Raw genomic sequence first — 18438 nt, forward strand, 5'->3', positions numbered from 1 at the left:
AGCTCAATGGCAGAGCACTTTCGTCACCGCAGTCGGCTTTGATCTCGGGCATCTTCTTGAAGTTGTGCGTCTCTCCTCGCGGTAGAGAGTGGTTGAGACCAATGGCCAAGTTCAACACCAAGACCACGCGTGCAGCAGCCGTGTCGAGCCCGGTCCGATCCGAGGCCGTACCTATGGGTGCGACCGTTGAGGGTGCGCCCGGCTACGGGCGCGATGCTAGGGGCGAGCTGTTTCTGCTCTCGGTGGTGAACATGGTCGGCGAAGACACGTTCTACGAGGTGGCGTCGGATCGTGACGCCCGGTTCCGTGCTCTCGTCGGCGATGTGGCTGGTGCGGACCCGGACTGGCTAGGGCGGTTCCTGCCGTGGTTGCGGCGAGAGGCCCACATGCGCACTGCGCCGATTGTTGCCGCGCTGGAGGCTGCCCGCACCATGGCGCCCTCTGGAGTCCCTGGGTCTCGTCAGATCGTGTCGTCGGTGCTGCAGCGCGCTGACGAGCCGGGGGAGGCGTTGGCGTACTGGATGTCTCGCTATGGCCGGGCGATCCCGAAGCCGGTGAAGCGGGGGATCGCCGATGCGGTGCGCCGGCTCTACACCGAGCGGTCGCTGCTGAAGTATGACACCGACGCGAAGGGATTCCGGTTCGGAGACGTCATCGACCTCGTTCATCCAACGCCTGCGGCGGACAAGCCGTGGCAGGGCGACCTGTTCGCCCATGCCCTGGATCGGCGACACGGCCGGGAGAACATCCTGCCGGACTCGCTCCCGACACTGCGGGCGCGGCGTGACCTGATGGGCATTCCGGTCGAACTGCGGCGTGGCCTGGTCGGTGGTGACTTGTTCCGGCTGTCCGGGATGACCTGGGAGGCGCTGGCGGGATGGTTGCAGGGCCCGATGGACGCCCACGCGTGGGAGTCCGTCCTTCCTGACATGGGGTACATGGCGCGGCTTCGGAACCTGCGGAACTTCGACGACGCCGGCGTCTCCGACGAGGTTGCGGCTGCTGTCGCTGCACAGTTGGCTGACCGGGAGCAGGTGGCGCGGTCACGGCAACTGCCGATGCGGTTCCTGTCCGCGTACCGGGCGGCCCCGTCGCTGCGGTGGGCACACGCGTTGGAGACGGCGCTCGGGCACTCCTTGGGCAACGTGCCGCAGCTGTCGGGGCGGACGTTGATCCTGGTGGATCAGTCGTGGTCGATGTCTGGACAACTTTCCGGTCGGTCGCAGCTCACGTGTGCTGATGCGGCCACGGTCTTCGGTGCGGCTCTGGCGCTTCGTTGCGTTGATGCTGACCTTGTGCAGTTCGACGACTCCAGTGCCCGGGTGCGGTTCCGGCGCCGTGACTCGATCCTGCGGATCGTGGAGCGGTTCTGGGGTCCTCGGGGTGGTACGAACACCGCCGAGGCCGTCCGGTCCTGGTACAAGCGCCACGACCGGGTAGTGATCGTCACGGACGAGCAGACGTGGGGCGGCTATCACGGACAGGAGCCGACCCGGCAGGTGCCGGCCGATGTTCCTGTGTATACGTGGAACCTGGCTGGGTATCGGCACGGTCACGGTCCGTCCGGTGGGGGTAACCGGCACACGTTCGGTGGGTTGACCGACCAGGCGTTCCGGATGGTGCCGTTGCTCGAGGCGGGTAGGAACGCCGATTGGCCGTTCTGAAGGTGGTGTGGGCTCTGGCGCGTACCTGTGCGCAGGTAGGCGCCAGAGCCCGCGCCGTGTCGGATCTGTTGAGTACGGCGGGTTCGTACGGGCTATCCGGGCTGGGGTGGCTTTCGTCGTTGGCGGGCCAGTCGCCTGATCGTCGGTGGATCGACATGCAAGACCTTCGCGAGAGTTGCCGTTTGAGGCTGGACGAGCGTTCGGCGGCTCCGCTCAACATGGGCGTAAAGGCCGCGGCTCATGCCCGGCAGGGCGTCCGCGGGGTGGGTCCGACTCGTAGCAAGAGACCTGCACGACGAGCGTGCGTATCGCCGAGCAGCGTCGGTCGGGCTGCCTGTGTCGGCGGCGTGTAGGTCGTAGATCGATTCGGCCAGCCGTACCGGGTCCATCCGAGTGACTTCCGCTGGGCAGTGAGGCGGCTACCGTCGAACGACTCGACCCAGTGTCGCCCGGATGCTGCATTGATGACGAGGTCAGTCCGGTTTCCCAGAGAGTTGATGCCTATCACCTTCTATAATTCAGTTGTTGATGGCCGCATAGTGGCCCTACTGTTGTTGCCGAACCAATCATCAACCAGACCAGGAGAAGCGACATGTCGTGGCACACCTCATGCGATACGCAGTGGCACATGCCGTGCGGCGAGGTGGTCGTCGCGATCTTCGGTCGACCCGTCCTCTCCTACGCCAGCGAGAAGCTGAACCTGGGCAGGCGGCGAACGTAAGCGCATCTCCGAAGCGCGAACGCCGCCCACCCAGACAGGGATCGGGCGGCGTTTCTCTGTTGTACGGCAAGGAACACTTGCGGGTGTAGCTCAACCAGGCAGAGCAGCGGTCTCCAAAGCCGCCACATGTGGGTTCAACTCCTACCACCCGTGCTCCCGCTCCGGCTGCGCGCCGGCGGCGTCGATTGTTGAGAACTCCACAGTGGATGGCATGCATGAAGGGCCCGGCCGGCAGACGTCTGACGGCCGGCCGGGCAACGACGGGATGTGGCGCAGCAGGGAGCGCATCCGCTTTGGGAGCGGAGGGTCCTCGGTTCGAGTCCGAGCATCCCGACAGCATCTGCCGGCGAGAACCGGGGTCAAGATGCATGTGAGGGCTCGTTGCCCGCCAAGCTCAGGTGGCAGAGCGCCGGCGTGAAGAGCCGGAGGATCCGGGTTCGACGCCCGGGACGGGCACGCCGCCGCGGAGAAGGCCACATCTACCGCGGCGCGATTCACCGCCGATTCGACCATGGGTTAGGTCGTCAGGTTCTCACCCTGGAGCAGCGGGTTCGAGTCCCGCATCGGCGACGTCGTATCTCGCGGCTATAGCTCAATGGACAGAGCGTCTGGCCTCCACCCAGAGGATCGGAGTTCAATTCTCCGTGGCCGCTCAGGTGCCGGAACCGCGTGACCAAGGACACTCGGCCCCCACCAGCACTCGGCCCTCAGCATTTCCTCCCCTTGCCGCGGTGGCCCAACTGGGAGAGGCGGCCGATTCAAGATCGGTTCATTGCGGGTTGGACTCCCGCCTGCGGTACGCCGTTGTAGCTCATCGGGCAGAGCACTGTCTTGGTACGACAACCGGAGAGGAGAACCTGGTGGAGACCGTACTCGTTATCAACGCCGATCTCGGCCCGCTTCACCGGGTCAGCCTGCGACATGCCGTGGGGATGCTGGTCCGCCGGGTCGCTGAGGTGCATGAGGCGGTGCCCGACCGGCTGATCGGGGCGTGGCCAGTGCCGACGGTGGTGCGTCTCGTCCGGTACGTGTTCACGCGGTGGCGGTACACCACCGGGCCGGTCTGGTCTCGGCGCGGCGTCCTGGCTCGCGACCGGCAGACATGTGGCTACTGCGGCCGGGTCGCGGACACGGTCGACCACGTGGTTCCCCGCTGCCGCGGTGGCCGCAACACGTGGGCCAACACGGTGGCTGCCTGCAGCGGCTGCAACGGCGCCAAAGGAGACCGCACCCCCGCCGAGGCGGGTATGAGGCTGCGGCGGGAGCCGGTCGTCCCGTCGTGGGCGGCAATGGCCAGGCGCTGACCGGGTGGCCGGCGGGGAGCGCAGCCCCGCCGGTCACCCTGGTCCGGTCCCGGGTCGTCCAATCGGTAGCGACACCTGACTCTGGATCAGGCGATCGAGGTTCGAATCCTCGTCCGGGAGCCAACGCATCCGCCGATCCCGCCCTCGTAGCCCAACAGGGAGAGGCGCCAGCCCGAGGTGCTGGTCAGTGCGCGTTCGAATCGCGCCGAGGGCACGGAACGCCGGCGAGGCGCCACAGGTAGGCGCACCGGGCCTGTACCCCGGAGGTGTGTGGGTTCGAGTCCCACCGCCGGCTCCACCGGCCAGCGCAGCACGATTGGTGGTGCACCGCATTCGTAACGCGGGGGAGCGAGTTCGATCCTCGCCGCTGGCTCTACGGGCGACGCACAGGTGTGCAGCGCCGCCTTGCAAGCGGCGCCTGCTCGGTTCGATACCGAGGTTGTCCACCCTGCCCGGGTAGCCCAACTGGAAGAGGCCGCCGGCTTAGACCCGGTGGGTTGCAGGTTCGACTCCTGTCCCGGGTACGCATGGTGTCGTAGCTCAGAAGGTGAGAGCACTGCCCTGTCAAGGCAGAGGTCGCGGGTTCGAGCCCCGTCGGCACCGCCCCGATCGATCACGGGCCGACCGCGGGCCGCAGTCGAGGGTCGCTCGGTCGCGGGCTCAGTGGTCGCCTCAATTCTTGGAAGCGTGGCCGAGTCTGGTCTAAGGCACCTCACTGCTAATGAGGAGGGGTTCTCCCCGCGCAGGTTCGAATCCTGCCGCTTCCGCCCTGCGTCGCTGTGGCCGAGCTGGTGAAGGCACCTCGCTGATAACGAGGCGATGCGGTGGTTCGAGCCCACCCAGCGACACCTTGCCCCTGTAGCTCAACGGAGAGAGCACCGGACTACGAATCCGGGGGTTGGACGTTCGAATCGTTCCAGGGGTACGCAGTGAGCCAGTATCGATTGTGGAGAGGCCAGCCGAGAGATGGCGCCGGCCGCGGTTTCGAAAACCGTTGGGGGAGTGATCCCCGTAGGAGTTCGACCCTCCTCCTCTCCGCCATGCGCCGTTAGCTGAGTGGTTTAGCTGCCGACTCTTAATCGGTAGACGAAGGTTCGATTCCTTCACGGCGTACGAAACTCGCGGCATGTGCGCTGGATGCGCTGCTCGGCCTTCTAAGCCTTGTGCGCCAGGTTCGATCCCTGGATGCCGCGCCGTCCAAAACTCCTGCTAGCTCAATGGAGAAAGCAACGTCCTCCTAAGGCGGGTTGTCCGGGTTCGACTCCCGGGCGGGAGACCCGAGCGCTGCTGATCCGGCGCCGGCCGTTCTGTGTGATGATGCCGCTCGCGCCTGATGGCTGGGCACCGGACTTTTAATTCGGACTGACGGGGTTCGATTCCTCGGGGCGGCACGGCGGGTAGGAGTACCGGTTGTGCTCGACGGTCTCATAAGCCGTGACAGGTGGGTTCGACTCCCACACCCGCTTCGTCCCGGTAGCTCAGCGGGAGAGCACCGCCTCGACATGGCGGGGGCCGCTGGTTCGATCCCAGCTCGGGGCACACGTATGGCGCGGTGGACGAATGGGGAGAGTCGCCTGCCTTTCAAGCAGGACACGTTGCGGGTTCGAGTCCCGTCCGCGCTACTCATTCCGGTGTCGGGTAATGGCAGCCCAGCGGCCTGTTAAGCCGCCTGTCCTGGTTCGAGTCCAGGCGCCGGAGCAGTAGGGGAGGAGCCGGCTGGTTACGGAAGCGCCGTTGGAAGCGGTGTACGGGTTGAGTCCCGTCGTGGGTTCGAATCCCACCTCCTCCGCCCGGGCGCCGTAGTTCACCTGGTCGGTGAGGCTTTCCTTATATGCAGGCCGTGGTCGGTTCGATTCCGACACGGCGTACCTCGCCCGTGTAGCTCAGCGGTAGCAGCGCCTCGCTTACACCGAGGAGGGCCCAGGTTCGATCCCTGGTGCGGGCATGGTGGGTGTGGTGTACCGGTGGTGCACGTCAGGTTGTGGTCCTGAAGGTTCGGGTTCGAGTCCCGACACTCACCCCATGCGCGTCGTGGACGGCGGCACGTCCAGCGGCCTGTAAAGCCGCCGCAACTCGTTGCAGACCTGGGTCGGCACCAGGGGCGCGCACGACGCACTGCCTATGCCCTCGTAGCTCAGCGGAGAGAGCACCGTCCTCCGACGGCGGGTTGCGCTGGTTCGAGTCCAGCCGGGGGCGCTCATGAACATATGGCAGGGTTGATCGAAGCCGTTGTTGTACGCCGGCATGGCCGAATGCCCGAGTCTGGTGAGGGAGCGGTCTGCAACATCGTGTACCCGGGTTCGAATCCCGGTTCGGCCTCGGCACGCCATCCACTGTGGGGATCTCGCCCGCAGACTTCAGCCGTCCACGGTGACGAGTCGCGATGAGATGCGATCAATGCGGCGCGACGAGCTGTTCCGGGCCGAGTGGCGCCTGATAGAGATCTACAGATACGCCCAGCTGTTCTCCGGCCCGCACGGCCAGGCGGCCGACGTCCATGCCGGTTAGAACGCACTCGAGGGCTACGTTCCCGTCATCCAGAACTGGCCGGAGCTGGTGTCCGCCTAGGGATGGATCGGCGCCAACCTCCGTGAGCGGTCACCCACGCCCCGTTGGGTGCTGAACATCGACGAGGTGCAGGCGACGGCAGTGAATTCGTGCAGGTGGGCAGTGATCCAAGTGATGACCTGGATGCACTCCTGGTGCTAGCGCGGGGCGCCGACTCAACCAGCGGATGGATCACCTACGTCGCACCCACGGGCAAGGGGAACGCGAGCGATCTACGCGGAGTGGCCAGGGGCCAGGATCGTAGGGGGAGTGCTCGTCACTGCCGCTGCCGCGTCGCCGATCGCTAGGTCGACCAAGGCGGCGCATGTTCTCATGGCGCACTCGCAGTCGAAGGTGCGGACCACCTTGTCCGATTCGATGGGGGCAAGTGGGCGCGTCGACCGGCTGGCGTACTGGTTCACGAGCGCCTGGTTCGCGTCCCGGAGCAGCCTCCGGTTCTCCTCGGATGTGACGGCTGTAGGGCCTTCGCTGATGCGATGGGCGAAGACACGCTCGACTTCGGCGATCGTCTCCTCGACGGTGAGCGGATCAACGAAGATCGTCGTGATGGCGGTTTCCGCGAGCTGTTCCAGTATTGGTTCCAAGCTCTGCAGGTACGACCAGGGCACGTCCCCCCGGTGCCGCACCTGCAGTCTGGCGACTTGGACATCCCTCGACGGGATCAGCCAGACGGCCTGGCTTTCCGGCTTCACCATCGCCGGCGTGATCGGTCCTCCCTCTGCCACGATCAGCGGAGCTGCCGGCAAAGAGCGCAGGTCGTCGATGATCATCGGCTTGCGGTCGTAGTACTCGGCGCCCGGGCCACGGGCCGGCAGCTCGACGCCGGCTGCGAGTGCGCGATCGCGATGCACCCATGTCTGGGTGTCGGAGCTGTACCGGCGCAGGCCGTGACGTCGCGCCAGATGCCGGGCGGCCGTCGTCTTGCCAGCTCCAGCCGGTCCACCAATCCACAGGACGTTCGACAATTCCATGAGCCCTACCTCCACGAAGGTTGGATCACCACAGACACAACAAGGGCGCACCTCGAACGGTCGAGCGCGCGAAGGCACCTTCGCGCCTCGCCGTCCAGGCCATCGCTAGGCCACAAGCCGCGCTCTCAGCGCGTTGAGCTGATGGTCGTGTAGGCCTCCCTGACGGAGGTACTGCTCGGTGCCGCCGTACTTGTCTTCGAGGTGCTTGAGTGCTGCGATCATCGTTTCCGGTCTCGCGGTGAACGACTCGGCCAGTTGGCTCCGTTCGGTCGGGTCGCTGATGAGGGCGAGCTGTTCGTCGAAATGCACGCGCATCCGGTCGTCCAAGGCCGCGTAGTCCGCGGCTACCGCTTCGGGCGGTACTCCCGCGAGGCTCAGGGCCAACGCGACCACGGTCCCGGCGCGGTCCTTACCGGCATGGCAGTGGACGACTACGCCGCCGGTCGGCGCGTCCGCGATCGCGCCGACTGCGGCGGCGATGAGGTCGGGGTTGAGGTCGAGCATCGCCACATATTGCTGGTCGATGGTCTGGGTCGGGTCGTAAGGATCGTCGGCGTGGTAGAGCGGCATGTTGCGGTAGAGCTGGTCGTTGGCGAAGGGAGACGGATCGCCTTCGCATTCCGGGGGCGTCCGAACGTCGATGATGCGGCTCACGGAGGCCTCTCGCACCGCCTCGACCCCGGCTTCTGTCAGTCGTGTGAGATTGTCGGAGCGGATCAGCGCCCCTGTCGTGATCTGGCGACCGTCGGTCGTGGGTAGGCCACCGAGATCGCGGACGTTGAGACAGTTTGGCCACTGCAGACGCATGGGTCCTGTCACAGATCTGTACCTCTTCCTTTCGACCGCCGGTTGGCCGAGTCGATGAGACTTGCTCCGCGGGAGACGAGTCTGCGCCACCTAACGCCGAAACATAAGTCTTGAAGTTGCCACGCAAACCTGCGAAAAATGGAATGGAGGAAACACGTCGGCCCGTTTTGATCCCAGCGTCAACAGTCGCAGGGCTGGCTTCGCCCATGACTCCACGCCGTATCGGTTAGCGCTGGAGTTCGAGGTTGTGGCGGTGGACGTCAGGCGGAGCCAGCTGTGGCCGGCCTGTGCTGCTTGGTGGCCGGTCCAGTCGAGGAGGCGTGCACCGAGGTTGCGTCCTGCGGCGCGGCGCATGGTGGCCATCCGGTAGACGTACAGAGCATCGTCCGGTCCGTCAGGCCAGCCGTGCCCAGGTCCGTTCTCCGCTCGGGAGGCGTCCGTATGACCTGAGTCACACGGCTGTCAGCACATGGCTCAACGCTGGCGTCGGCGCCGCCCAGGTCGTCGAGTGGGCGGGGCATAGTCTCAAGGTCCTGCTGGCGATTTACGCCCACTGCATCGATAGTGGCGTGAGCGCAGCACGTGAGGCATGGGGGCTGAGCCCTGCTGACCTTCTGATTGCTGCGCCTGCCTCCTATTTGCTCAAGAACCGACAATCCTCGGCGCGCCGCACGGCCACGCCCTGCGGGCCGCCCTGGGGCCGTCCTCGGGCTCACCGAGCGTCGGCCTCGTTCCCGCCACGCTGTGGCTCATTCAGCAGGGGCAGCCAGTCCGGGTCAACACATCGTTGTTCGATCTCAGCGGTGGTCAGCCAGTCTGCGGCCGTGCACTCAGAATCAGCCTCGGGTTCGGTCGCCGGGCCGTCGTGGTCGCCGCGAGCGAGGAAGAACACCATGTAGCCGACCGGATAGGGGTACCGGTAGCCCGCCGGTCGCTCATCAAGACTGATGCGCGTCCACCCAGCGACGGATAGGTCCTCCTCAGCCAGGACGAACCCGGTCTCTTCCCTCAGTTCGCGGACAGCGGCCGTGTGTGGTGTCTCGCCGGGCTCAAGATGGCCACCAGGTACATCCCAGCCCCGGCCAGGCCGGTCGACGTAGGCCATGAGGACACGCTCGAAACGATCGAGAACGAGCACGAACGCGGATGTGATCTTGTCCACTGGCGGCAGCACAGCCGAGCGCACCAGCTCAATCCGGTGGGGAACCTTGAACATCGCCGGCTGCGTCGTCGACCACAAGACTTCCTCGACCACAGAGACCAGACTCCCTCACACCCGCAGGCACGACTTACTATCGAGGTTCGTTCGATGCCTGCTCAGCAGCTTCCGCCGATGCTGCTACGCGCTTGTAGTGTTCCTGGAACCGAGCCTCATCGGGGACGCGCTCTCCTCTCTCTCCGACCGATCCGTCGATGAGCTCGCGCACGATGTCAGCGTGCCCGGCGTGATGGCCTGTCTCCAAGATGGTGTGTACGAGTGCTTGCCGGAGAGTGAGTGTCTCCCCGTTATGGGGAACCGTGCCGATGTCGCTACGGTCGAGCTCTGTGATGGTCTGGTCAGCATGGGCGCACGCTCGGCGGTAGAGGTCGACGATGTACTCGGTCGACTCGCCGGGAACCGCGTACATATCACCGCCGGTGTGCAGGGTCTCCTGGACGTTGGCCGCCTCCCACCACGGCAACTGGATACCTGCTTGCGACGCGGGTCTTCCGAAGGTCTCGCCCAGGTAGTTGCACTCGCCACCCAGGACGTGCTTGACGATACCCAACAGGTTCGTGCCGGTACGAGTCATCGGGCGGCGAATCTCCGCGTCGTCGGTCGGCAGTACGCGGTCCAGGAAGCCACGGGCCTGGACGTCCTCGTACCCCGGGTTTCATCAGCCGTGTGCAGGTGAGGATCGCCTTCGAAGGGCAGAAGCCACCGGATCATCAACTTTCATGATCAACAAAGAGAAGTGGTGGGCAGATCGACGTTGGCACCCACCATTTCTCTCCCAGGTCGGTCCGGTGAGGGCCCGCGAGTGCTTGGGCAGCTGTTGCATGGCGTACGTAACGATCGGCGCATTTCGGGCAATCTGACGGGACGGTTGCCCGGAACGTCGTTCCACCGGAGATGCCGACTCGGATCCATCAGTCGGTTTCAGGAATGTATGTCGGCATCGATGAGTTGTCGGCGGTGTGCCGGTCTGAACCAGCATGACTGCGACCTATGAGGCCCTCAGCCGGGATACCGGCTGCGATACCGACACCGACCCCGTGCGAGGACCCATGCCTGCCGACCGACCCGCCCGCGTCCTGACGGACACCGCAGACGCGGGGGGCCGCACCCCCGCGGTGATCCGGCTGCTGATGCTGTCGACGTTCGTGGTGATCCTCAACGAGACGATCATGCTCAACGCGATCCCGCGGCTGATGGCCGACCTGCACGTCACCGAGCAGGCCGCGCAGTGGGTCTCCACCGGGTTCATGCTGACCATGGCCGCGGTGATCCCGGTCACCGGCTGGTTCCTCCAGCGGGTCTCCACGCGCAGCGCCTACGCCACCGCGATGGGTGTCTTCCTCGCCGGGACTGCGCTGGCCGCAGCCGCCCCCGTCTTCGAGGTGCTTCTTCTCGGCCGCATCACCCAGGCCGTCGGCACGGCGGTGATGATGCCGCTGCTGATGACGACCCTGATGACCGTGGTGCCCGAGAGCGACCGGGGTCGGGTGATGGGCAACGTGACCATGGCGATCTCGGTGGCCCCCGCTCTGGGGCCGACAGTCTCGGGTCTCGTCCTGCAGCACGGCTCTTGGCGCATGCTCTTTCTGCTGGTGTTGCCGATCGCGGGCACGATCACCTGGTTCGGCCTGCGTCGCCTTCAGAACGTCGGCGAGCCGCATTTCAGCACCATCGACTGGCTCAGCGTGATGATGGCTGCCGTCGGCTTCGGTGCGCTGGTCTATGGACTCACCCAGTTCGCCGAGGGCGGGGCCGGCAGGTCGGTCATGTTCGTCGTGGGCGGGCTGGCGGCGGTCGGGGTCTTCGTGGTGCGCCAGCTGCGTCTGCAGCGCGCTGGCTCGCCCCTGATGGACCTGCGTACGCTGCGGCACGCGACATTCGCCAAGGCGCTGGTCCTGATGTCGGTGGCGTTCATGGCGATGCTGGGTTCGATGATCCTTCTACCCCTGTTCCTGCAGAACGTCCGCGGCCTGAGCCCGCTGCAGACGGGCCTGCTGGTGATGCCCGGCGGCATAGCCATGGGTCTGCTCGGCCCGATCGTCGGGCGGTTGTTCGACCGGTTCGGTGGGCGGGTGCTGGTGATCCCTGGCTCCTCCGGGATCGTGGCCGCGCTCGCCGGTTTCACCCAGGTGTCCATGACGATGCCGTACTGGCAGGTGCTCGGGCTGCACATCCTTCTGATGCTGTCCCTGGCCGCGGTCTTCACACCGGTGTTCACGATTGGGCTGGGCGCCCTGCCGCCACACCTCTACTCCCACGGCAGCTCGATAGTCGCCACCTTGCAACAGGTCGCCGCGGCGTTCGGCACCGCGCTGGCAGTCACGGTGATGACCATTCGTGCCGACCAACTGATCACCAACGGAGTCACCGACGGCGCCGCCCAACTCGACGGGATGCGGCTCGCCTTCCTGGTCGGCGCCGTCATCTCGATCGTCGTTGTCGCGACCGCCCTACGCATGCCGCGCCGCCCGGACAAGGAGGCGTACGACTCGCAGGAGGGGCCGTACGACGAACTGGACGACGAGCTCCAGCCCACCCGCTGAACCGACGACCGTCACCCGGGACGAGGCAGCGGGCGTTTAGTCTGGGGATTAGGCTGCGCGGCGCGACGTTCCGGTAGCTTTCGTCGATCCAGTCGCGTAGGAGCCGGGCGTTGGTCCCTGCGAGGGGCACCGACAACCAACCCACTGCAAGCGTTCCTGCACCACTAACGTGCGGTCAGCAAGCGGGACGATCAACTCGTAGCGGGGCACCGGAATACCGCGTGATCGGGCCAGCACAAGTACCTCCGGCGTGCGCTGCAAATCCGGCAACGGTAAGTCAGAGGGCGTCACCACACCCTCATGACCGTCAGGCCAACGGACATGCCCTCAGGACTCCGGCGTGCCGGGTGGTCAGCCGTGGTTCTCCCGATCGTTCAGAGCGGGCGAGCGCATGTGTCTGATGGCGGGACTGATGAGGATCGTGGCGGTGATGGCGGCGGACATGCAGGTGAGCACAACGAATGTCACGCGCGCGCCGAAGTCCTGGAGAAGCCATCCGCCGGCGAGGGGACCTAACGGCGCCGCGAGGCTGGCCACGAGCATGACCGCGCTCAGCATCCGTCCTTGCATCTCTGGTGGAGTGATGCTGATCTGGACCGCGGCGAGCATCCCGTTGGCCGGGGCAGAGGTGAAGTACGTCAGTGCCAGAAGGGCGCCAATAACGAACGGGTTGTACGCGAACATCAGGGCGCCCAGCGCGAGCGTGGCCGTCGCGCCGAAGAGACACACCAGCACGGGAGGTGGGAGTCGTCGCTGGATTTGCGGGGACAGCCAGGCCCCCAGTATCCCGCCGATGCCGGCCAGGGAGAGGGCCGCGCCGATCTCGACGGCTGGCGCCCCCCGTGCACTGGTCGACGCGATCACCACAAGGATGACAGCGGGGAAGATGAGCTGATATCCCGCCGCGCACAGCAGCGTGACTCGCAGAAATGCGCTGGCCCACACCAGCTGGATGCCAGTGAGGAGGTCCTGGCGCAGCGGCCGGGGGTTCGTCTGTCGCCCTTCGTCGCCGTGCAGTCTCCGCTTGACCGAGCGGATGAGGAGACCGCTGGTCATGAAGCTTGCCGCTTGTGCTGCGATCGGCAGGGCGGCCGCGACACCGAAGAGGAGGCCGCCCAGGGGCGGGCCACCGAGGGCGGCCAGGTGACCGCGCGCCTCGTTCTGCGCCATGGCGTTCGGCAGCTGTGTCGTGGGCACGACCTGCCGAACAGCGACCATCTGAGCAGGATCGAAGAACGCGTCACACGCCGCGGCTATGACGGCTACGACGACGAGGTGCGCGATGCTCAGACGGTCGGCCACGACAGCCAGGGCAACCGATGCTGTGGCCACCGCCCTGATCGCGTCGCACGTGACCAGGAGCGCCCTGCGTGGGAGCCGGTCCACGAACACTCCGGCAGGCAGCCGCAGAACCGCACCAGCGGCCATCCCGACGAAGGCGATCATGCCGGCCGTCAGCGCCGAACCGGTCGCCAGCAGCGCCAGCAGGGGATAGGCGATCATGGCGATGCTTGTTCCCAGGGATGAGATCGCGTGTCCGGTCCACAACACCATGAAGTCGCGGTTCTTGCGCAGGGGAGTCGACGCGGACCCAGGAGTGCTCGTCAACGACTTCGGCCTTCCGTGTGGCGAGAGAGCTCGAACAAGGCGACGGACACGATCAGACGTCGGTGGAACCTGTACCTGTCCGTGCCCTCCTCGGGTATCCACACATCTGCTCCAGTGGTCGCCACTCCGGCCGGGTTCCTTCATGCGGATCAACGCGCTGCAAGTCTCGGAGTTGGCACCGGCGATGTCCATCACATCCGCTGACAGCGGAACGCCCCACCGGTCAACAGCGCAGCTGACGCAGGTCGCGATCTCCTCGCCGGTCTCTTGATCAGGGGATGCCGCGTAAGGATCCGCGCGCCACATGCGTGCCTGACAAGGCGGCCGATCATGGTCCATCGCGTCAACAGCGGTCACGACCGCGCGGTCCGTACGGCGAGCCGATCGACGCTCAGCCGAGCGTGGGACCCGAATACGCCTTTGCTGGACAGGGGCTGTGGAAACTCGGTAGCGGTTCCACGTGCGGGCGGCTAGCGTCGGAGCCGACAACCAAAAATCCCGCTCCGGGACACTGACTTCTTCCAGCACCCGGAGCCACGTGACTCACGTGTCGCGTGGCTCCGGGTGCTTTCGTTTTCTCGGAGTGCATCTCAGGAGGAGGTAGGAGATGCTGACGCACGAGCAACGGGTGGCGTTCGACGAGCAGGGCCTGCTCAGGCTGGAGGGCGCCGTTCCGCGGGCCGACGCCGAGCGGATGGCCGAACGGGTCCGCGAGTTCCTCACGTCGGAGGAAGCGATCCGCCACAACAGCGAGCACGAGTACCTCGCCGAGCATCCAGGTGGCTACCAGCCGCTCAAGCGAGCTGGCGTGTTCGACGCCGTGCTCGACAGCGCCGTACCGGTGGCGTTGGATGAGCTGTTCGGACCGGACGGCTGGAAGCGCCCGCGGCATTGGGGCAATCCAGCAGTCACCTACCGGGTGTCTGACGCGCCATGGGCGTTGCCGACCGATGGCTGGCACGTCGACCGCGCTCCCGACGAGCATGGCCGGTCGCGCTCGGTCACGGTGTTCGTCGTCCTGGCGGAGCTGCGACCCCGCGGCGGCGGAACGCTGATCCTCACCGGTTCGCACCAGCTGGTACGGCGATACGGCCAGCACGACGTCAAGAATCGCGCCCAACGCAAGCTGGTGGGCGCCCGCCACCCGTGGCTCGCGGAGCTCTGGAGCCGCCGACCTGATCCTGGGATCGAGCGACGGAGCCGCTACCTCGAGGAAGGACCGGTCGTCGATGGCGTTCCGCTCCGCGTAGTCGAGATCACCGGGCAGGCAGGCGACACGTTCCTTATGCGTGGCGACACCTTTCATGCCGTCGCACCGAACGCGCTCGACCGGCCGCGGATCATGCTGATCAAGGGCGCTCCGGTGTCTGCTTGAGGTCGAGCACGCCATGGCCGGAGCGGTCAGCCGGGGCGCACGGTGCGCGATGTTACTTGCGCTGCCGCGGATGTCCAGTGTTCGAAGAGGCGGTGTTCGGTGTCGGCGTCGAGGGCAGCTGTCGGCTCGTCGAGGAGTAGCGGAAGCCGTTTTCGGACCGTCCGACCACCTGAACCGTCGGTGCGTGCAAAACAGGGCGTCGTCCTACGCGCGCTCTAGGGCCGAGCAGTGGGGCGCAGACGATGTGGAACGCCGACGCCGGTCGCTTTCGCTGATGGCCGCTGGGTTCGACGCCCTCCTGGTGTTCGAACAAACACAGGTCCGGCTGGTCGACCAAGGGACCGGCATGTACTTCCACGCCGGCATGGCCGATCCTTTCCGCGTTCGCTGAGGAGAGTCTTCCCACTTGTGCGCTTCCGCCAGGCACGGACCGGGGGTCGCCACGGTCCGCACCGCGCATCGCATGACCGACACGCTGATCACAGCCAGAAAGCTCTCGAGAAGGGAGGCAACAGATGAAGACGCATGAGGATGAAGCGAACGACCTGAACGAAGTGCGGATCGAGGCGTGCATCGTCAACCACAACACGTCGGAGTTCGCCGAACTGGCAGTACGCACCCTGGCCGCCACCCACGCGGATTGGGCCTCGCTGCCATCCAGCATTGGCACTGGTGCCCAACTACGAGGACTCGGATCAGCCGGTCGCCGGCAAGATCGTCGACTGTCGGCAACGGCTCGCCGAGCTTCGGTCAGCGTGACAGAACGGTTGATCGCCGGGCCACGTCATGCACAGCAGGCGAACAAACGTCCAGAAACTTCAGTTCGACAAACTGACCACTCGATCGCGGGTACATCCGCCCTCCCGTCAGGAATGACAGCACTGACATAAGTGCTTGGGCCCGTTGTTTTCCTCTGTGAGGTCCACCCGACGTCCTTGCCCCCACGCACGTCAATTCAGGAGCACTACGCGGAACCGCTCGCGAGCGTCTGGGGAGACCCCGACGCACGTGGCCACCGGCACGAACGGGTCGAGGGGTTGTGTGGCGTGTCCGTAGGGGAAACCCCCGACGTACGGCTGGGGATCCTCTGACGTGCGGGCTCGTCGCCCTTCGTCGTGTTACGCGCGACTTCACTGGTGGGTACAGGTCCAGGTTGGAGAGAGTCGCACTTTATGTCGCACGGCCTCAACTTGGGGCGTGTGCTGGCCCTGAGGTAACCGTCAACACGAAATCCTGATGCTGGGCGGCGTGATGAGTTTTGAACACACGAGAGCCGAGAGTGCCGTAGCGTTGCGCGAGCTCGCGGGTTTCCCGTTGGTGGACGCGCTCTTCGGGCGTCGTTCGCGCAGGTTCGCTATGGGTGACGAAATCCCGGACGGTCCACTGGCTTTTCGGTCCAGGCGCGATCCTCTTCCGCTCACTGAACTGGAGCGGATGCTGGTGCTGGGTGCGATGGGCGGCACGACGGGCTGGCACTACTCGATCACCCATAATCCACGCTTAGCGCCTCATGTTCCGAACTACTCGGCCGCTGCGGCCGGGCGTACGTTTCCTTCCGCGGCCGGGGTGCACACCGCCGAACTGTTCTTCACCGATGACACCGGGCTGTACTTCTTTCCGACGCGCGACGCTGGTGCACTGGTGGACCCGGCGGCCGAGGAGATCACGGCGGAGTTGATGGTCGAACGTCACCGCGACCGGTCGCGCCGGCTGTCGGCCGAGCGACTGTACCTGCCGAGGGAAGAGCCATACCTGGACAGACATAACCACTGGTGTGTGAACGTCCCCGGCTCCCTTCTGGTGATACCGGTGGCAGACATCGCCCAGCACTTCATCGCCGTCTTGTGTTTCCTCGCCCAGAACGGCTACGCGATCTATGACGACGTCCACAACCGCAAGATTCCAGGCCTGGACACATTCGGTGGCCTGGTCGATATCGAACAGCCGTTTCCACTGACCTTCGCCGAACAGTACGCCTTGACCGAAGCCACTGCGGAGCTCGCCGCCGCCTGCTACGCGGGCACACTCATGCTGCAGGCGATGGGTCTGGGAGGCTGGATGTTCGACGGGATCGACCGGTTCACCATGCTTGGCGCCTCGGGCACCCCGAAGGTGCCTGGGCTCGGTTTCCGCTATGACCAGGACGAGCGCTGGTCGACACCCAATCCCACCGGCCGCGAAGGAGTCTTCGAAGCCTACTGCCCTCCCCACTACTCCGACATGGCCGCTGCAGTCGAGGCGTTCGCCCGACGCAAGTTCGGGCCTGGTGGCCCCTTCCATCCCGACACCCCGGGCGCCTGGACCGACAGCCCAGGTGTACGAGGTAGCGCGCAGGTCCACGACGAGCGGTTCAAGGCGTGCATCACGCTGCAAGCGCAGTACATCTTCGACACGTTCGGCAAATTCCCCGGAACCGTACCGACGGTGTTCATCCTGAACTACGTCCAGGCGCACCACCTGGACCTCGAGTTCTACGACCACCACTTCAAACCCGGGGCCTACCTACACACGCACGCCACCCACCTGCAGACGTGGCACAACCGAACTTGAATCCGCCGTACCCCTTCGCCAGTAGGCTCGGTCGACCTCTGTCTGGTAACGAACAAGGTCGGACTTGACGAGGTGATGTGTCGTGGCAGCGCTCAGTCGAGCAGGCGTTTGCCGTCGTGATGCTCTCTGGGTTCGAGCACGCCACCCGGAATCTGCGAGGCACCGCTGTCCGTTCCTTGGATGGCGACCAGGATCGCCCATCGGGACGGCGGCTGGGCGTGCGGATCGAGTTTCGCCCACGCCTTGTCGAGGGCGGCCATCCGTTGCTCGTAGGACAGTCCGGAGAAATGTGCGGTGAAGATCGGGACCTGCGACCAGGCGTAGGTCTGGTCGGGGTCGAAGGCGTACTCGAGATACTCGGTCCGCACGACGTTCAGGCCGCCTAACGCCAGTTGGGCGCGGATACCGTCGTCGTCCATGAGCCGGCGCGCTCGGCTGGATGGCTGAGAGATGAAGTCATGGTCGATCACCGCGTACGCCCGCATCAGGTCGTGCAGGGACGGCTTTCGTGGCGGGGGTGCCGGCGAACCGTCCGGCTGCCGGTTGGTCCCGACACTGCAGGCGAACCGTCCGTTCGGCGCCAACAAGGCTGAGATGGCGGCGGCGACTTCCGGCACCTGCATCTGCCAGATGGCCGAGTTGCACACGACATGGCTGAACCCGGCGTTCACCGCGGTGGCGACGTGTTCGGCGGGTGCTTCGAGCCAGGTCACGCGTGGGTCCTGGACTCGTTCGGCAGCGATCTGGAGCATCGCGGCCGAGGCGTCGACGGCGGTCACGTGCCCGGTGGGTCCCAGCTCAGCCAGGATCGCTTCGGTCGTCACACCGGTTCCGCAGGCGAGGTCCAGCACCTCGCTGTCTGGTTGCAGCACCGCGCAGCGCACCAGGTCCGTGCTCGTCAACCGATACATCGGGAACCTACGAGCGAACCCGTCGTACATCCGCGCGTTCTGCTCCTCGCGCCAATGCTCGACCAACCGCATAACGTCTCCTCAACTGCCCGCTGAGCTACGAGGCTAGTTGAGAACATTCTGAAGCCTGCGGGTGGACGCGTGTATGGCGCGCCGTAGGTTCCTGCCCACATATCCGATGGCGTCATCGTGGGTCG

General features: G+C 65.7%; 14 protein-coding genes and 30 tRNA genes. 38 read left to right on the top strand and 6 right to left on the bottom strand.

Annotated features, from left to right (window positions below):
* Positions 1 to 173: 173 nt before the first annotated feature.
* The 34 genes from ABNF93_RS18270 (at position 174) to ABNF93_RS18435 (ending at position 6197) form a co-directional block, all read left to right on the top strand.
* Positions 174 to 1664 (top strand): TROVE domain-containing protein, encoded by a 1491-nt coding sequence (locus ABNF93_RS18270; RefSeq protein WP_349329305.1) that lies wholly within the window; start codon positions 174 to 176, stop codon positions 1662 to 1664.
* Between the two features lie 592 nt (positions 1665 to 2256).
* Positions 2257 to 2385, top strand: coding sequence for a hypothetical protein (locus ABNF93_RS18275; protein WP_349329306.1), 129 nt, complete (start codon positions 2257 to 2259; stop codon positions 2383 to 2385).
* A gap of 79 nt (positions 2386 to 2464) precedes the next feature.
* A tRNA-Trp gene (locus tag ABNF93_RS18280) sits at positions 2465 to 2538 on the top strand.
* A 108-nt stretch (positions 2539 to 2646) separates the two neighbouring features.
* Positions 2647 to 2719, top strand: a tRNA-Pro gene (locus ABNF93_RS18285).
* A gap of 49 nt (positions 2720 to 2768) precedes the next feature.
* Positions 2769 to 2841: transfer RNA gene (locus ABNF93_RS18290), tRNA-Phe, on the top strand.
* A gap of 42 nt (positions 2842 to 2883) precedes the next feature.
* Positions 2884 to 2955 (top strand) — tRNA-Glu (locus tag ABNF93_RS18295).
* Between the two features lie 11 nt (positions 2956 to 2966).
* A tRNA-Gly gene (locus ABNF93_RS18300) sits at positions 2967 to 3038 on the top strand.
* Positions 3039 to 3110: 72 nt separating this feature from the next.
* Positions 3111 to 3184, top strand: a tRNA-Leu gene (locus tag ABNF93_RS18305).
* Between the two features lie 61 nt (positions 3185 to 3245).
* Positions 3246 to 3689 (top strand): HNH endonuclease, encoded by a 444-nt coding sequence (locus ABNF93_RS18310; protein WP_349329307.1) that lies wholly within the window; start codon positions 3246 to 3248, stop codon positions 3687 to 3689.
* Positions 3690 to 3736: 47 nt separating this feature from the next.
* Positions 3737 to 3812, top strand: a tRNA-Gln gene (locus ABNF93_RS18315).
* Between the two features lie 17 nt (positions 3813 to 3829).
* Positions 3830 to 3903, top strand: a tRNA-Leu gene (locus ABNF93_RS18320).
* 6 nt (positions 3904 to 3909) lie between these two features.
* A tRNA-Thr gene (locus ABNF93_RS18325) sits at positions 3910 to 3987 on the top strand.
* Positions 3988 to 3990: 3 nt separating this feature from the next.
* Positions 3991 to 4062: transfer RNA gene (locus tag ABNF93_RS18330), tRNA-Thr, on the top strand.
* A 77-nt stretch (positions 4063 to 4139) separates the two neighbouring features.
* Positions 4140 to 4213: transfer RNA gene (locus tag ABNF93_RS18335), tRNA-Leu, on the top strand.
* A gap of 5 nt (positions 4214 to 4218) precedes the next feature.
* A tRNA-Asp gene (locus ABNF93_RS18340) sits at positions 4219 to 4292 on the top strand.
* 78 nt (positions 4293 to 4370) lie between these two features.
* Positions 4371 to 4456, top strand: a tRNA-Ser gene (locus tag ABNF93_RS18345).
* A 6-nt stretch (positions 4457 to 4462) separates the two neighbouring features.
* A tRNA-Ile gene (locus tag ABNF93_RS18350) sits at positions 4463 to 4537 on the top strand.
* Between the two features lie 4 nt (positions 4538 to 4541).
* A tRNA-Arg gene (locus ABNF93_RS18355) sits at positions 4542 to 4614 on the top strand.
* 23 nt (positions 4615 to 4637) lie between these two features.
* A tRNA-Ser gene (locus ABNF93_RS18360) sits at positions 4638 to 4730 on the top strand.
* 1 nt (position 4731) lies between these two features.
* Positions 4732 to 4802 (top strand) — tRNA-Lys (locus ABNF93_RS18365).
* 8 nt (positions 4803 to 4810) lie between these two features.
* Positions 4811 to 4882, top strand: a tRNA-Arg gene (locus tag ABNF93_RS18370).
* Between the two features lie 10 nt (positions 4883 to 4892).
* Positions 4893 to 4965 (top strand) — tRNA-Arg (locus tag ABNF93_RS18375).
* Positions 4966 to 5008: 43 nt separating this feature from the next.
* Positions 5009 to 5080: transfer RNA gene (locus ABNF93_RS18380), tRNA-Lys, on the top strand.
* A gap of 1 nt (position 5081) precedes the next feature.
* Positions 5082 to 5155 (top strand) — tRNA-Met (locus tag ABNF93_RS18385).
* Position 5156: 1 nt separating this feature from the next.
* Positions 5157 to 5228, top strand: a tRNA-Val gene (locus tag ABNF93_RS18390).
* A 7-nt stretch (positions 5229 to 5235) separates the two neighbouring features.
* Positions 5236 to 5311: transfer RNA gene (locus ABNF93_RS18395), tRNA-Glu, on the top strand.
* A 5-nt stretch (positions 5312 to 5316) separates the two neighbouring features.
* Positions 5317 to 5387: transfer RNA gene (locus ABNF93_RS18400), tRNA-Asn, on the top strand.
* A gap of 7 nt (positions 5388 to 5394) precedes the next feature.
* Positions 5395 to 5478: transfer RNA gene (locus ABNF93_RS18405), tRNA-OTHER, on the top strand.
* 5 nt (positions 5479 to 5483) lie between these two features.
* Positions 5484 to 5557, top strand: a tRNA-Ile gene (locus tag ABNF93_RS18410).
* A gap of 4 nt (positions 5558 to 5561) precedes the next feature.
* Positions 5562 to 5634, top strand: a tRNA-Val gene (locus ABNF93_RS18415).
* A gap of 2 nt (positions 5635 to 5636) precedes the next feature.
* Positions 5637 to 5712 (top strand) — tRNA-His (locus tag ABNF93_RS18420).
* A 100-nt stretch (positions 5713 to 5812) separates the two neighbouring features.
* Positions 5813 to 5885, top strand: a tRNA-Arg gene (locus tag ABNF93_RS18425).
* A gap of 50 nt (positions 5886 to 5935) precedes the next feature.
* A tRNA-Cys gene (locus ABNF93_RS18430) sits at positions 5936 to 6008 on the top strand.
* Positions 6009 to 6059: 51 nt separating this feature from the next.
* A complete protein-coding gene (locus ABNF93_RS18435) occupies positions 6060 to 6197 on the top strand; it encodes a hypothetical protein (protein ID WP_349329308.1) in 138 nt (45 codons plus the stop codon).
* Between the two features lie 272 nt (positions 6198 to 6469).
* Here ABNF93_RS18435 and ABNF93_RS18440 read toward each other — a convergent pair whose 3' ends face one another.
* From ABNF93_RS18440 to ABNF93_RS18455, 4 genes are all read right to left on the bottom strand, one after another.
* The gene (locus ABNF93_RS18440; protein ID WP_349329309.1) at positions 6470 to 7027 is read right to left on the bottom strand and encodes a hypothetical protein; all 558 of its coding nucleotides are present in this window, start codon (positions 7025 to 7027) and stop codon (positions 6470 to 6472) included.
* A gap of 306 nt (positions 7028 to 7333) precedes the next feature.
* On the bottom strand, positions 7334 to 8047 hold the full coding sequence (locus ABNF93_RS18445) for a tyrosine-protein phosphatase (RefSeq protein WP_349329310.1): 714 nt from the start codon (positions 8045 to 8047) through the stop codon (positions 7334 to 7336).
* A gap of 700 nt (positions 8048 to 8747) precedes the next feature.
* Positions 8748 to 9290, bottom strand: a complete 543-nt coding sequence (locus tag ABNF93_RS18450) for an NUDIX hydrolase (protein WP_349329311.1) — start codon at positions 9288 to 9290, stop codon at positions 8748 to 8750.
* Positions 9291 to 9327: 37 nt separating this feature from the next.
* On the bottom strand, positions 9328 to 9873 hold the full coding sequence (locus ABNF93_RS18455; RefSeq protein ID WP_349329497.1) for a DinB family protein: 546 nt from the start codon (positions 9871 to 9873) through the stop codon (positions 9328 to 9330).
* 430 nt (positions 9874 to 10303) lie between these two features.
* On the opposite strand from ABNF93_RS18455, the gene ABNF93_RS18460 reads away from it, so the two are divergent.
* Positions 10304 to 11797, top strand: coding sequence for an MDR family MFS transporter (locus ABNF93_RS18460; RefSeq protein ID WP_349329312.1), 1494 nt, complete (start codon positions 10304 to 10306; stop codon positions 11795 to 11797).
* Positions 11798 to 12148: 351 nt separating this feature from the next.
* On the opposite strand, the gene ABNF93_RS18465 is transcribed toward ABNF93_RS18460, so the two are convergent.
* Positions 12149 to 13405, bottom strand: coding sequence for an MFS transporter (locus ABNF93_RS18465; RefSeq protein ID WP_349329313.1), 1257 nt, complete (start codon positions 13403 to 13405; stop codon positions 12149 to 12151).
* A gap of 607 nt (positions 13406 to 14012) precedes the next feature.
* On the opposite strand from ABNF93_RS18465, the gene ABNF93_RS18470 reads away from it, so the two are divergent.
* From ABNF93_RS18470 to ABNF93_RS18480, 3 genes are all read left to right on the top strand, one after another.
* Entirely contained in the window at positions 14013 to 14780 is a 768-nt protein-coding gene (locus ABNF93_RS18470) for a phytanoyl-CoA dioxygenase family protein (RefSeq protein ID WP_349329314.1), read from the top strand.
* A gap of 515 nt (positions 14781 to 15295) precedes the next feature.
* Entirely contained in the window at positions 15296 to 15670 is a 375-nt protein-coding gene (locus tag ABNF93_RS18475; protein WP_349329315.1) for a hypothetical protein, read from the top strand.
* Positions 15671 to 16136: 466 nt separating this feature from the next.
* On the top strand, positions 16137 to 17330 hold the full coding sequence (locus tag ABNF93_RS18480) for a hypothetical protein (RefSeq protein ID WP_349329316.1): 1194 nt from the start codon (positions 16137 to 16139) through the stop codon (positions 17328 to 17330).
* A gap of 92 nt (positions 17331 to 17422) precedes the next feature.
* Here the strand turns inward: ABNF93_RS18480 and ABNF93_RS18485 are convergent, their stop codons facing one another.
* Positions 17423 to 18313, bottom strand: coding sequence for a class I SAM-dependent methyltransferase (locus tag ABNF93_RS18485; protein WP_349329317.1), 891 nt, complete (start codon positions 18311 to 18313; stop codon positions 17423 to 17425).
* Between the last annotated feature and the right edge of the window lie 125 nt (positions 18314 to 18438).

The sequence above is a fragment of the Actinopolymorpha sp. B9G3 genome (assembly GCF_040120725.1).
Taxonomy (GTDB): domain Bacteria; phylum Actinomycetota; class Actinomycetes; order Propionibacteriales; family Actinopolymorphaceae; genus Thermasporomyces.